Here is a 13,430-nt window from a genome sequence, read left to right on the forward strand (position 1 = left end):
CGACAGTCCCATTCACCTCAACGGCCTGTCAACGGAAGACCGAAGGAAAATTGCTCCGCCGGGATCCTTCACTTCACTCGAATCAAGCCCTGCACCGCCCCCAGACGAAGCAAGCGCTTCGATGCACAGCCGCAGATGCCTCGCCGCACGCCCGTGAGACCGGACCCACCCTCCGCGTCTCAGGTGTGGTGATGATCCGGAGGCTGCGGCATGGTGGGGAGCCCCGGCGGCGCCTCGGGCCAGACGAGCAGCACCGGGCAGGGGGCGTGGTCGACGACGAAGCGTGCGGCGGGGCCCAGGCTGTGCGGTCCGAGGTGGGTGCGGTCGCCGTCCCGGGCCAGAACCAGCAGATCGCATCCCTCGGCCGCGGCGACGACCTCGCGCTCGACACGCCCGGTGCGCTCGGTACGTGCGCAGGGGCGGCCGAGTCGGTCCGCGGCATCCTCGAGCAGTCGCCGCGCGGAGGCGGCCGCGAGGTGCTCCAGGCGCGTGCCCGGGTCCCTCCCCCAGCCTTCGGCCGGGCGGCTCCCCGAGGGGTGGCCGCGGCCGAGCAGGCCGGCGAAGGCGCCGTGTGCCGCGCCGGGAACGTCGGCGGGGGTGACGTGCAGCAGGACCACGTCGGCGTCCGCCGGGGTGTGCGCGCGGGCGGCGTCCACGCAGGCGTGCCAGGTGCCCTCGACGATCCAGACGACCACGGCCATGGGGTCAGCCTCCTCCGATGACGGTCAGCGACAGCCACAGTGCCAGGACTGCGGCGAGGAGGCTGGCGGGTACCGCGTACACGCCGAGACGGGTGAACTCCTTCAGCTCCACCTCACCGTCGTGTGCGTGGACGATGCGCCGCCACAGCAGGGTGGCCAGCGACCCGGCGTAGGTGAGGTTGGGGCCGATGTTGACCCCGAGCAGGACGGCGAGGACGGCGCCGGGTCCCGACGGGGCGGTCAGCGGCAGCAGCACCAGGACCGCGGGCAGGTTGTTGATGACGTTCGCGAGGACGGCGGCCAGAGCGGCGAGGGCGAGCAGTGCCGGCAGGCCGGTGCCCTCGGGGATCAGGTGGCCCAACGCGTCGTCGAGTCCGTTGTCCACCACGGCCAGGACCACGATCCCGAGGGCCAGTACGAAGGCGAGGAAGGGCAAGGAGGCGGCGCGGACCAGCGCCCGGGGAGTGGTGCGGCGCCGGATCAGGGCCCGGACGGCGAGGGCCAGCGCGCCCGCCAGGGCGGCCCACGCCGGGTCGATGCCGATCACGGAGGTGAGCACGAAGCCGGCGAGCGTACACCCCACGGTCACGAGGGCGAACAGCGGCAGCTGCGGCGGCTCGGTCTCCGAGGGGGCCTGCGCTCCGGCGTCCAGGTCGGTGGCGAAGAAGCGCCGGAAGACCAGGTACTCGACGCCGATCGCCGCCACCCACGGCAGGGCCATGAGTGCGGCGAACCGGGTGAAGGTCAGCCCGCTGGCAGCGAACGCCAGCAGGTTGGTGAGGTTGGAGACGGGCAGCAGCAGGGAGGCCGTGTTCGACAGGTGGGTGCAGGCGTAGACGTGCGGTTTGGGGCGTGCGCCGATACGGGCGGCGGTGGCGAACACCACCGGAGTGAGCAGCACCACGGTGGCGTCCAGGCTGAGCACGGCCGTGATCGCCGACGCGGCCAGGAACACCTGGGCCAGCAGACGGCGTGGCCGGCCCGCCGCCGTACGCGCCATCCACGCCCCGCACGCCTGGAACAGCCCCTCGTCGTCACAGAGCTGAGCCAGCACCAGGACGGCCGCGAGGAAGCCGATCACCGGTCCGAGTCGTTCCGCCTCGGCCAGCGCGTCGTCGAAGGAGACGGCTCCGGTGGCGATCACCAGTGCCGCCGCCGGGACGGCCACGACCGCCTCCGGCCACCCGAAGGGGCGGATGACCGCACAGGCAAGCACGAGGACGAGCAGGGCCGCGGACAGCGTCTCCGCGAGCTGGGGGTTCAGGGTCGGTCCTTCCGTAGCGGCGGTCGGGCCGCCCGCACCGTCCCGCCGCACGCTACCGCTCCGGACATCGCCGCCCGCGAATTGACCGGGCGGCCGACTTCGCGTCACTGCTGTTGAGGCCGTTGACGGTGATGACGGTCGTCACTAATCTCCGCTCCAGATCTCCGACCTGTCGACCATTGTTCGGCATTTCGTGTTTGGGAGCGCTCCCAAACACCAGTCGCGAACTCCCTCACCCGGACCGACCCCCCTGCTGATCCACCACGACGACACAGGAGCCGCTCATGCCCCGCATCACTCCGACGTTACGCCGTCCGATCCGCCTCTCCACCGCCCTGCTCGCAGGGACCCTCCTCCTCGGTGGTCTCACGGCCGCACCGGCGGCCCTGGGCGTCACCGCCTCCGCGGCGGCGACCACGGCCGTACGGGTCAACCAGGTGGGCTATCTGCCGGACGGCCCCAAGCGCGCCACCGTCGTCACCACGGCGACGGGCGCGCTCGCCTGGCAGCTGCGCAACGCGTCCGGGACGGTGGTCGCCTCGGGCTCGACCGTTCCGTACGGCGCCGACACCCCCTCCGGGCAGTCCGTCCAGATCGCCGACTTCTCCTCGTACCGGAGCACGGGCGCGGGATACGTCCTGGCGGTGGACGGCAGCAGCAGCGTCCCCTTCGACATCCGCGCGGACCTCTACGACACGCTGCGCTCCGACTCGATGGCGTTCTTCCACCACCAGCGCAGCGGCATCTCCATCGACGCCTCCCTGGTGGGCTCCGCCTACGCGCGCCCGGCCGGACACCTCGGCGTCGCGCCCAACAAGGGTGACACCGCCGTCCCGTGCCAGGCCACCGTGTGCGACTACGTCCAGGACGTCAGGGGCGGCTGGTACGACGCGGGCGACCACGGAAAGTACGTGGTGAACGGCGGCATATCCACGTGGCTGGTCGTCAACTCCTTCGAGCGGGCCGAGCGCGCGGGGAAGGAAGCGGCGCTGGGCGACTCCACCCTGCGCGTACCCGAGCGCGGCAACGGCGTACCGGACGTCCTGGACGAGGCCCGCTGGGAGCTCGACTTCCTGATGCGGATGCAGGTGCCCGAGGGGAAGCCGTACGCGGGCATGGCGTTCCACAAGATCCATGACGCGGCCTGGACCGGCATGCCGATGCGCCCCGACCAGGACGCCCAGCCGCGCGAGCTGCACCGCCCGTCCACGGCGGCGACCCTCAACCTCGCGGCGGCGGCCGCGCAGTGCGCCCGGGTCTTCCGGCCGTACGACTCCGCGTACGCCGACCGATGCCTGTCGGCCGCACGCCGTGCCTGGACCGCGGCGCAGGCGAACCCTGCCCAGTACGCGCCTGATTCGGACAGTACGGGCGGAGGTGCCTACGGGGACGCGCAGGTCACCGACGAGTTCTACTGGGCGGCCGCCGAGCTGTACGCGACGACCGGCGAGAGCGCCTACCGGGACGCGGTCACCTCCTCGTCCTGGCACACCTCCGCCACCGCCTTCACCGCCTACGGCTTCGGCTGGGCGGACACGGCCGCGCTCGGCCGACTCGCCCTGGCCACGGTCCCCAACGGGCTGCCGGCCGCCGACGTCGCCCGGGTCCGCTCTTCGGTGACCGCGGCCGCCGACGGCTATCTCTCCAGGATGACCGCCCAGGGGTACGCGGTTCCCGTCCCGTCGGACGGGTACTTCTGGGGCTCCAACGGCGAGGTCGCCGACGACGCGGTCGTCATGGCCGTCGCCGGGGAGCTGACCGGCGACGGGCGCTACCGCACCGGCGCGCTGGAGGCGATGGACTACCTGCTCGGCCGCAACGCCCTCGGGCAGTCCTACGTGACCGGCTACGGCGAGACGGCCTCGCAGAACCAGCACCACCGCGTCTGGGCACACCAGCTGGACCCCTCGCTCCCCCATCCGCCGGCCGGGTCGCTCGCCGGCGGCCCCAACAGCGCGCTCCAGGGCCCCGTGGCGGAGGAGAAGCTGACCGGCTGTGCCCCGGCCGCCTGCTACGTCGACGACATCGGCTCGTACTCGACCAACGAGGTGGCGGTCAACTGGAACGCCCCGCTGGCCTGGCTCGCCGCCTACGCCGCCGAGCGGACGTCCGGCGGCGGCGAACCGCCCACCGCCGCCTGCGCGGTGACGTACACGGTGAACAACGTCTGGAGCAACGGCTTCACCACGACCGTCACCGTGAAGAACACCGGCCCGACGCCCGTGGACGGATGGCAGCTGACCTGGGCCTACCCGGGCGGCCAGCGCGTCACCGGCGCATGGAACGCGACCGTCACCCAGAACGGCACCGCCGTCGGCGCCCGCAACGCCGACTGGAACCGGGCGATCGCGCCCGGCGCGACAGCGAGCTTCGGAGTCCAGGGAACGCACGGCGGGACCAACCCCTCCCCCACGGCCTTCGCGCTCAACGGGACCGCGTGCTCCTGATCCACTGCCGGTCGGGCCCGGGCGGACGATTCCGCCCGGGCCCGACCGGCGCCGTACCACCACACGGCCGTGAAACTCTCCTTCGGTGTTTCGCATGACCTACTGACAGCGGGTGGCCCCTGTCAGTAGCCTCTGTTCGTCATTCCGATCGGCTGTTGATATCTCGAACGCAAGGAAGGGGGCAGCCATGGGACGCCTCGTACCGGCCGTGGCGCGGGCCCTGGACATCCTGGAGCTCTTCCTCGACGGAGACGGAACGCTCTCGGCCCCCGACATCGTGCGTCGGCTCCAGCTGCCGCGCACCACGGTCCACGAGCTGGTGACCACGCTGGCCGCCCGCTCGTACCTGATGCCGGTCCCGGAGCAGCCCGGGCGCTACCGGCTCGGCGTGCGGCCGTACCAGCTCGGCAGCCGGTACGCCGAACAGCTCGACCTGGCCGCCGAGGGCGGGCAGGTGGCCCGCGCCGTCGCCGAGACCTGCGACGAGACCGTGCACGTCGCCATCCTGGAGGACACGGACGTCATCTACATCGCCAAGGTGGATTCGACGCACGCCGTGCGCATGGTCTCCGCCGCCGGCCGCCGCCTCCCCGCGCACTGCACCTCCGTCGGCAAGATGCTGCTCGCCTCGCTGCCCGAGAAGGAGCTGGCGGACCGCGTCCCCGACGGGGCCGAGCTGGTCGCGATGACCCCGAACAGCGTCACCGACCCTGCCGCGCTGCGCGCGGCGCTGGCCGAGGTGCGGCGGCGCGGCATCGCCCTGGAGAGCCGCGAGTCCAATCCGGACGTGAGCTGCGTGGCCGCGCCCGTGCGGGACCGCTCCGGCCGGGTGGTCGCCGCCCTGTCGATCTCCGTGCCGATGATCCGCTGGAGCGAGGCGCGCCGCGCCGAGCTGGAGGAGCTGGCCGTCAAGGGGGCCACGGATCTCTCCGAGCGGCTCGGCCACCGGAGCCCCGCGTGATCGAGGTGGCGGTACGGGAGTACGCGGAGCTCGGCGAGGGGCCCACCTGGGATCCGGCCCTCGGGCGGCTGATCTGGGTCGACATCCTGGGCTCCCGGGTGCACACGTACGACCCTGCCTCCGGGCGCCGCACCGTCCTCGCCACCGAGCAGCACGTGGGCGCGGCCAAGCCGCGCGCGAACGGCGGTCTCGTCGTCAACCTCCGCGACGGCGTGGGGGTCTACGACGCTCAAGGGGCGTTCAGGTGGCTGCACCGCGAGCCGGTACCCGGTCGTCGGGGCAACGACGCCGCCGTCGCCCCCGACGGGGCGTTGTGGGCGGGCACCATGGGCTACGACGAGGCTCCCGGCGGCGGCACTCTGTCCCGGGTGGCGCCGGACGGCACGGTCCGCGCGGTCCTCGGCGATGTCGCCGTCAGCAACGGCACCGGCTGGAGTCCCGACGGCCGGCGGATGTACTACATCGACTCGCCCACCCGCCGCGTCGACGTCTTCTGCGTCGATCCCGACACCCAGGACCCGGTGAACCGCCGCCCGTTGGCCGTCGTCGAGGACGGCGCGGGATTCCCCGACGGACTGACCGTCGACGCCGACGGCTGTGTGTGGGTGGCGCTGTGGGACGGCGGGGCGGTCCGCCGCTACACGCCTTCCGGGGCGCTCGACCGGATCCTGCCGCTGCCCGTGCGCCGGCCCACGGCCTGCGCGTTCGGCGGGCCGGACCTCACCGATCTGTACGTGACGACGGCGCGGACCGGCCTGGACCGCCCGCACCCGCTGTCCGGCTCCGTGCTCGTGGTGCCCGGCGCGGGACGGGGTCTGCCCCAGCCGGCCTTCGCCGGCTAGGTCGGACCCCGGGCCCGGAGGAGACGCCTCAGGCGCCGACCCGCCGCTTGTTCCACACGTCGAAGCCGACCGCGGCCAGCAGCACCAGACCCTTGATGACCTGCTGCCAGTCGGTGCCGATGCCCACCAGGTTCATGCCGTTGTTGAGCACACCGAGCACCAGGCCGCCGATGATGGCGCCGAGCACCGTGCCGACGCCGCCGCTCATCGAGGCACCCCCGATGAACGAGGCGGCGATGGCCTCCAGTTCGAAGTTCAGCCCGGCCTTCGGGGAGGCCGCGTTGAAGCGGGCCGCGAAGACCAGACCGGCGAGCGCCGCCAGCATGCCCATGTTGAGGAAGACCAGGAAGGTGACCTTCCGGTCCCGTACGCCGGACAGCTTGGCCGCGGGCAGGTTGCCGCCGATGGCGTACACGTGGCGGCCGATGACCGCGTTGCGCATCAGGTAGCCGAAGCCGACGAGGAGCGCCGCCAGGATCAGCAGCACCACCGGCGCGCCCTTGTAGCTGGCGAGCAGCAGCGTGAAGACCAGGACTGCCGCTGTCAGCGCGGCGAGCTTCACCGCGAACAGCCCGGTCGGCAGCACCTCGAGCGCGTACGCGCTCTGCCGGCGCCGGTCGCGGACCTCCTGGCGGATCACCACGGCGATCAGCACGAGGCCGAGCACCAGGGTCAGGTTGTGGTAGTTCGTGGTGGGGCCGACCTCCGGCAGGAAGCCGTTGGCCAGCTTCTGCAGGCTGTCGGGGAACGGGCCGAGGGTCTGCCCCTTGAGGAAGACCTCGGTCAGGCCCCTGAAGACGAGCATCCCGGCGAGTGTGACGATGAACGACGGCATCCCGGCGTAGGCGATGAGCAGTCCCTGGGCGGCGCCCGCGACGGCGCCGATGGCCAGGCAGAGCAGCGCCGCGACCGGCCATGGCAGGTCGTGCTGGACCATCAGCACGGCCCCCACACCGCCGACGAACGCGGTGATCGAGCCGACCGACAGGTCGATGTGCCCGGCCACGATGACGATCATCATGCCGATGGCGAGGATCAGAATGTAGCTGTTCTGCAGCACCAGGTTGGACACGTTGCGCGGCAGCAGCAGGTCGCCGCCGGTCCACACGGCGAACAGCGCCACGATGACACCGAGGGCGATCAGCATGCCGTACTGGCGCATGTTGCGGCGCATGCCGTCCAGCAGCGGCCGGGCGGCGCCCCCGGCCGGGCGGGACGCCGGCTTCTCGACCGTGACGTCAGCGCTCATCGTCGTTCTCCCTCGTGTCTTCCTTGGTCATGTGGCGCATCAGGACGTCCTGCGTCGCCTCCGAGCGGGGCACCTCGCCGGTGAGCCGGCCCGCGGCCATGGTGTAGATCCGGTCGCACATGCCGAGCAGTTCGGGCAGTTCGGAGGAGATGACGATCACCGCCTTGCCCTCGGCCGCCAGCCGGTCGATCACCGTGTAGATCTCGTACTTGGCGCCGACGTCGATCCCCCGCGTCGGCTCGTCCAGGATCAGCACGTCCGGTCCGGCGAAGATCCATTTGCTGAGGACGACCTTCTGCTGGTTGCCGCCGGACAGCCGGCCCACCGGTTCGAAGACGGTGGGCGCCTTGATGTTCATGGAGGTACGGAATCCCTCGGCGACCCGGCGCTCCTCGTGGGCGTCGACCACGCCCCGCCGGGCGACCCTGTGGAGGGCGCTGAGCGAGATGTTCCGCCCGATGGTGTCGATGAGGTTCAGCCCGTAGTGCTTGCGGTCCTCGGTGACGTACGCGATGCCGTGGGCGACCGCCTCCGGGACGCTGCGGGTGCGGATCGCCTCGCCGTCCTTGAGGACCGTGCCGCCGCCGAACCGTCCGTACGAGCGGCCGAAGACGCTCATCGCGAGCTCGGTGCGGCCCGCGCCCATGAGACCCGCGATGCCCACGATCTCGCCGCGCCGGACCGACAGCGAGACCCCGTCGACGACCCTGCGCTGCCGGTCGATCGGGTGGAAGACGGTCCAGTCGCGGATCTCCAGGGCCGGGGCGGTGCCCGGCTCGCCGGCGAAAGGCGTGCGGTCCGGGAAGCGGTGGTCGAGGTCCCGACCGATCATGCCGCTGATGATCCGGTCCTCGCTGGTGGCCGGGTCCGTCACGTCGAGGGTCTCGATGCTCCGGCCGTCGCGCAGGATCGTCACCGTGTCGGCGACCCGCCGGATCTCGCCCAGCTTGTGCGAGATGACGATCGAGGTGATCCCCTGCTGTTTCAACTCCGATATCAGGCGCAGCAGTTGAGCACTGTCCTCGTCGTTGAGCGCGGCGGTCGGCTCGTCCAGGACGAGCAGCTTCACCTCCTTCGAGAGCGCCTTGGCGATCTCCACGAGCTGCTGCTTGCCGACGCCGATGTCCGCGACCCGGGTCTGCGGGTGCTCGTCGAGGCCGACCCTGCGCATGAGCCGGGCCGCCTCCTTCAGCGTCTCGTTCCAGCCGACGATCCCCCGCGAGGCGCGTTCGTTGCCGAGGAAGATGTTCTCGGCGATGGACAGGTACGGCACCAGAGCCAGCTCCTGGTGGATGATCACGATGCCGAGCCGCTCGCTCGCCCGGATGTCCCGGAAGCGGCAGGCAGCGCCCTCGAAGAGGATCTGCCCCTCGTAACTGCCGTGCGGGTGGACGCCGGAGAGGACCTTCATCAGGGTCGACTTGCCGGCGCCGTTCTCGCCGCAGAGGGCGTGGACCTCGCCCCGGCGGACCGTCAGTGTGACGTCCGACAGCGCCCGGACTCCGGGGAAGGTCTTGCCGATCGAACGCATCTCCAGGACGAGTCCGTTCATGTTCGCCCCCGACTACTTCAGGTCCGTGGCGGTGTAGTAGCCGCCGCCGACCAACACCTGCGCGTAGTTGGTCTTGTCGACGCTCACCGGGTCGAGCAGGTAGGCGGGGACGACCTTGCTGCCGTTGTCGTACGTCTTGTCGTCGTTGACCTCGGGCTTCTTGTCGTGCAGTACCGCGTCCACCATGTTCGCGGCGACCTTGGCGAGTTCCCGGGTGTCCTTGTAGACGGTCTGCGTCTGCTCGCCCGCGATGATCGACTTCACCGAGGCGAGCTCGGCGTCCTGGCCGGTGACCACCGGCAGCGGCTTGGTCTTCGAGCCGTAGTCGTCGGACTTGAGCGCGGACAGGATGCCGATGGAGATGCCGTCGTACGGCGAGAGCACCGCGTCGACCCGCTCGGTCTTGTACGCGGAGGTGAGGATGTCGTCCATCCGCTTCTGCGCGGTGCCGCCGTCCCAGCGCAGGGTGGTGACCTGGTTGAGCGCCGTCTGGCCCGAGCCGACCACCAGCTGCTTCTTCTCGATGTACGGGTTCAGGACGCTCATCGCGCCGCCGAAGAAGTACTTGGTGTTGTTGTCGTCGTTGGAACCGGCGAACAGCTCGATGCGGAACGGACCCTTCTTCGAGCCGTCCTTCAGGCCGAGCTTCTCGACGATGTACGTGGCCTGGAGCTCGCCGACCTTCGCGTTGTCGAAGGAGGCGTAGTAGTCGACGTTCTTCGAGCCGAGGATCAGCCGGTCGTAGGCGATGACCGGGATGTGCGCGTCGGCGGCCTGCTGGAGCACGTTGTTCAGGGACTTGTTGTCGATCGCGGCGACCACCAGGGCCTTCACGCCCTGGGTGATCAGGTTCTCGATCTGGGCCACCTGCTGGTCCGGGTCGTCCTCGCCGAAGACCAGCCTGGTCTTGTACCCCTTCGCCTCCAGGTTCTTGACGACGTTCCTGCCGTCGGCGATCCACCGCTCGGACGACTGGGTCGGCATCGCGATGCCGATGGTGGCACCCTCGGCACCACCCGAGGCGTTCTTGCCTCCGCCTTCGGCGCTCTGCCCGCAGGCGGCGAGCGCGAGGGAGGCGGTCACGGCCAGGGCGCCGGTCACGGCGGCTCTGCGGTTGCGCATGGTCATCAGTCCTCGTTCTTCTCGTCGTTGAGATCGAAGCGATTCAGGAGCCCCGGCAGCCGGGAGCCGAGCGGCGCCATCGCGCCGTCCGCGCCGTGCCGGGAGAGCAGGTCGAGGGCGAGCCGGCCGCGCCGCACCCGCTCCCGGGCGGTGTCCAGGGCGAGGGTCCGCAGGTGCGTGCCGTACGGATAGATCCCGGGCGCCTTGGACAGGCCGAACTTCAGGTAGAGCGGTGCGCCGCGCCGGATCAGCTCGGCCACCTCGTACATCCGCACATATCCGCCGAGGTCGTCGGGGGCCTCGATGTACATGTCCATGGGGGCGGCGGACACCCTTCGGATACCGGTGAGATGATCGAGCGTCAGATCGCTCGGTACGTTGATCGAGTCGGCGCCGAGCCGTTCGTACACCGCGTACGAGGCGGGGTTGACCGGACCGATCAGCGCGGAGACCTTGAGCGTCGTCTCGGCAGGGATGATGCCCCGGGTCCGGGCACGGTGCAGGGTCCACAGCACGCCCTCGTCCGCGACGAGCAGGCACTTCACGCCCAACTCCGTGGCACGTACGGCGTCTTCGACGCATCCGGCGACGGCGTCGTGGCCGCGCGCCCGCAGCCCGGCCCCCCGCGAGTCGGTGCGCGCGGAGCCGCCGATGTCCCAGGTGCCGCGCGGGCCGGTGAACAGGCAGAGTTCGATGGCGCGTTCGTCGGTCGCGGCGACCATCTCGGCGATCTCGGCATCGGTCAGCATCCACACGCCACTGCCCTGACTGATCCGGTGCACGGGCACGTCGAGCCGGTCGGCCTCTCCCAGGACCACGGCCAGCGCCTCGGGGCCCTCGCAGGACGGAATCTCGGTGCGCCAGCGACCCCCGCCGGGGAAGGCGTGCGGCGAGGCGTCGGCGGGGTCCGGGGCGGGCATCCCCAGGCCGAGTGCGGCGAGCGCCTGCTCGGCGGGCCGGCGGGCGGGCGGGGCGGAGGCGTCGTTCACAGTCTGTCCTTCGTGTTCGAAATATCGGACATGGTTCGGGGCTGTGGGGAGGGGCTGCCCTCACCCGTACCGGGCCGAGGTCTGCCCGGCCTCAGGGCGCGCCAGTCGGACAGACCCTGAGGCCTACGGCCGCAGCAGTACCTTGCCGACCTTCGGGTCGCCGGCCCCCACGAGCGCCATGGCCTGCCCGAATTCGGACAGCGGCAGCTCGTGCGTGACCAGCGGCAGCGGGTCGAGCAGCCCGGCCGCGAACAGGCGCGTGGCGTGCGCCCAGGCCGCCGGCGGGGCACCGAAGACGGTGTGCACCGTCAGCTGCCGGACGACCAGGCCGGTGGGATCGAGCCCCTCGGCGCCAGGGGCCGGGATGCCGGTCAGGACCAGGCGACCGCCGCGCCGCAGCAGGCCGGCGGCGGTGCGGGCGGCGTCGGCGGAGCCGCCTGCCTCGACCACCACGTCGAAGTCGTCCGGGAGGCCCTGGTCGCGGATACGGAAATCGGTGGCGCCGAGCCGCCGGGCGAGCTGCTCCCGCTCGGGCTCCACACCGACGACCAGCAGCCGCGCCGGGGAGGCCGCCGCGAGGATCCGCACCGCGAGCAGGCCGAGGGCGCCGGTGCCGACCACCGCGACCCGCTCTCCGGGCCGGGCGCCCGCCTTGAGCGCCGCCGCCGCCGCGCAGGCCGCGGGCTCCAGAAGGGCGGCCGCGGTCAGGTCGGCGTCGTCGGGCAGGACGTGCAGCAGCCGGGCCGGGAGGGTGAGGGTGGGGGCCATGGCGCCGGGCCGCGTGAAGCCGGTCTCCTCGTACCCGGCGGTGCACAGGGTCGTCTCGCCCGCGTGGCAGCGCTCACAGACCTGGCAGTTGCGGAAGCCCTCCCCCACCACCTTGCGGCCGGTCAGTGCGCCGGGCACGCCGGGGCCGACCCGCTCGACTGTCCCGGACCACTCGTGACCGGGGATGAGCGGGTAGCGGACGTACCCCTGGGGCCGGCTGCCCTGATAGACCTCGCGGTCACTGCCGCAGACACCGACCGCGTGCACGGCCACCAGCGCCTCGCCCGGCCCGGGCTCGCGCGGCTCGTGCGCGACGAGCCGGAACGTCCCCGGTGCGTCGACGACGAGGGCCTCGCCGCTCACCGGGCCCCCCGGGGCCGGCGCCGTTCCCAGCCCTCGGACCACAGGTCGAACCGGGCCTGCTGCTGCGGGAACTCGGCCGCCGCGTCCACGTCGAGTTCGACGCCGAGGCCGGGCGCCTCGGAGAGGTGGAAGCAACCCGTCTCCGGGTCCACCTGCGGAGCACCCTTGACCACCTTCTTGATCTCGGCGTCCGCGAAGTCGTTGAAGTGCTCCAGGACCTTGAAGTTCGGGGTGGTGAAGCCCACTTGGAGGGAGGCTGCGGTGAGGACCGGGCCGCCCACGTTGTGCGGGGCGACCATCATGTAGTGGGCCTCGGCGGTGGCGGCCAGCTTGCGGGTCTCCCAGATGCCGCCGATGTGGCCGACGTCCGGCTGGAGGATGTCCGCGGCCTGGTTCTCGAACAGTTCGCGGAACTCGATGCGGTCGTGGATCCGCTCGCCGGTGGCGATCGGCATGTCCACCTTGTCGGCCACCTTCTTGAGTGCCGCCAGGTTCTCCGGCGGCACCGGCTCCTCCAGCCAGGCCGGCCGGAACGGCGCGAGGTCGTGGGCCAGGCGCACCGCGGTGGAGGGGGAGAAGCGGCCGTGCATCTCCAGCATCAGCTCGGTGTCGGGTCCGATGGCGTCGCGCACCGCCTCGACGAGGGAGACGGCGTACCGGCTCCGCTCGTGGTCGAGCTCGAAGTGACCGTTCCCGAAGGGGTCGATCTTGAGGGCCCGGTAGCCGCGCTCGACCACGCCCCGGGCGGCCTTGTGGTAGGCCTCCGGGGTGCGCTCGGTGGTGTACCACCCGTTCGCGTAGGCCTTGACCCGGTCGGTCACCTTCCCGCCGAGCAGCTGCCAGACGGGCACGCCGAGTGCCTTGCCCTTGATGTCCCAGCAGGCCATCTCCACGACCGCGATTCCGGACATCACGATCTCCCCGGCCCGGCCGTAGTCCCCGTACTTCATGCGCCGCACGAGATCCTCGACGGCGAACGGATCGGATCCGCGGACGTGGTTGACCTCGGCCTCGCGCAGATAGCCGAGGAGCGCGTCGGTGTGACCCAGCATCCGGGTCTCGCCGATCCCGGTGATCCCCTCGTCGGTGTGGACCTGGACGTAGGTCAGGTTGCGCCAGGGTGTTCCGACGACGTGCGTGCTGATTCCCGTGATCCGCACAGTGACTGGCTC

11 protein-coding genes are annotated in these 13,430 nt (G+C 71.5%); 3 read left to right on the plus strand and 8 right to left on the minus strand.

Translation table 11 applies throughout. The features are described from left to right. Window positions 1-179: 179 nt before the first annotated feature. Together IE237_RS08735 and IE237_RS08740 are read right to left on the minus strand one after the other, a co-directional pair. Window positions 180-701, minus strand: a complete 522-nt coding sequence (locus IE237_RS08735) for a universal stress protein (RefSeq protein ID WP_189801222.1) — start codon at window positions 699-701, stop codon at window positions 180-182. 4 nt (window positions 702-705) lie between these two features. Further along, window positions 706-1,965 carry an SLC13 family permease gene (locus tag IE237_RS08740; RefSeq protein WP_189801624.1) on the minus strand — a complete coding sequence of 420 codons (1,260 nt, stop codon included), beginning with the start codon at window positions 1,963-1,965 and terminating at the stop codon, window positions 706-708. A gap of 284 nt (window positions 1,966-2,249) precedes the next feature. Between IE237_RS08740 and IE237_RS08745 the strand changes: the two genes are divergently transcribed. The 3 genes from IE237_RS08745 (at window position 2,250) to IE237_RS08755 (ending at window position 6,215) form a co-directional block, all read left to right on the plus strand. Then, a complete protein-coding gene (locus tag IE237_RS08745; RefSeq protein ID WP_189801223.1) occupies window positions 2,250-4,412 on the plus strand; it encodes a glycoside hydrolase family 9 protein in 2,163 nt (720 codons plus the stop codon). A gap of 187 nt (window positions 4,413-4,599) precedes the next feature. Then, window positions 4,600-5,373 (plus strand): IclR family transcriptional regulator, encoded by a 774-nt coding sequence (locus tag IE237_RS08750; protein ID WP_189801224.1) that lies wholly within the window; start codon window positions 4,600-4,602, stop codon window positions 5,371-5,373. After that, window positions 5,370-6,215: an SMP-30/gluconolactonase/LRE family protein gene (locus IE237_RS08755; RefSeq protein WP_189801225.1), complete on the plus strand. Its 846-nt coding sequence runs from the start codon at window positions 5,370-5,372 to the stop codon at window positions 6,213-6,215. The genes IE237_RS08750 and IE237_RS08755 overlap by 4 nt, the downstream gene beginning before the upstream one ends. Before the next feature lie 28 nt (window positions 6,216-6,243). On the opposite strand, the gene mmsB is transcribed toward IE237_RS08755, so the two are convergent. The 6 genes from mmsB to IE237_RS08785 form a co-directional block, all read right to left on the minus strand. Continuing rightward, window positions 6,244-7,464, minus strand: a complete 1,221-nt coding sequence (gene mmsB / locus IE237_RS08760) for a multiple monosaccharide ABC transporter permease (protein ID WP_189801226.1) — start codon at window positions 7,462-7,464, stop codon at window positions 6,244-6,246. After that, a complete protein-coding gene (gene mmsA / locus IE237_RS08765) occupies window positions 7,454-9,016 on the minus strand; it encodes a multiple monosaccharide ABC transporter ATP-binding protein (protein ID WP_189801227.1) in 1,563 nt (520 codons plus the stop codon). The genes mmsB and mmsA overlap by 11 nt, the downstream gene beginning before the upstream one ends. A gap of 12 nt (window positions 9,017-9,028) precedes the next feature. Next, window positions 9,029-10,138: a multiple monosaccharide ABC transporter substrate-binding protein gene (gene chvE, locus IE237_RS08770; RefSeq protein ID WP_189801228.1), complete on the minus strand. Its 1,110-nt coding sequence runs from the start codon at window positions 10,136-10,138 to the stop codon at window positions 9,029-9,031. 5 nt (window positions 10,139-10,143) lie between these two features. Further along, entirely contained in the window at window positions 10,144-11,127 is a 984-nt protein-coding gene (locus IE237_RS08775; RefSeq protein ID WP_189801229.1) for a hypothetical protein, read from the minus strand. A 123-nt stretch (window positions 11,128-11,250) separates the two neighbouring features. Continuing rightward, window positions 11,251-12,258: a zinc-dependent alcohol dehydrogenase gene (locus IE237_RS08780; RefSeq protein ID WP_189801230.1), complete on the minus strand. Its 1,008-nt coding sequence runs from the start codon at window positions 12,256-12,258 to the stop codon at window positions 11,251-11,253. Further along, complete coding sequence (locus IE237_RS08785; protein WP_189801231.1) at window positions 12,255-13,418, minus strand: mandelate racemase/muconate lactonizing enzyme family protein; 1,164 nt, start codon at window positions 13,416-13,418, stop codon at window positions 12,255-12,257. The genes IE237_RS08780 and IE237_RS08785 overlap by 4 nt, the downstream gene beginning before the upstream one ends. Window positions 13,419-13,430 lie beyond the last annotated feature (12 nt).

Source organism: Streptomyces tanashiensis (assembly GCF_014648895.1).
Classification (GTDB): Bacteria; Actinomycetota; Actinomycetes; order Streptomycetales; family Streptomycetaceae; genus Streptomyces; species Streptomyces tanashiensis.

Bases quoted from the DNA above. Each gene is read 5' to 3' on its own strand.
- IE237_RS08750 (WP_189801224.1), top strand. From the start codon at position 4,600: ATGGGACGCCTCGTACCGGCCGTGGCGCGGGCCCTGGACATCCTGGAG.
- IE237_RS08745 (WP_189801223.1), top strand. From the start codon at position 2,250: ATGCCCCGCATCACTCCGACGTTACGCCGTCCGATCCGCCTCTCCACC.
- chvE (WP_189801228.1), bottom strand. From the start codon at position 10,138: ATGCGCAACCGCAGAGCCGCCGTGACCGGCGCCCTGGCCGTGACCGCC.
- mmsB (WP_189801226.1), bottom strand. From the start codon at position 7,464: ATGAGCGCTGACGTCACGGTCGAGAAGCCGGCGTCCCGCCCGGCCGGG.
- mmsA (WP_189801227.1), bottom strand. From the start codon at position 9,016: ATGAACGGACTCGTCCTGGAGATGCGTTCGATCGGCAAGACCTTCCCC.
- IE237_RS08735 (WP_189801222.1), bottom strand. From the start codon at position 701: ATGGCCGTGGTCGTCTGGATCGTCGAGGGCACCTGGCACGCCTGCGTG.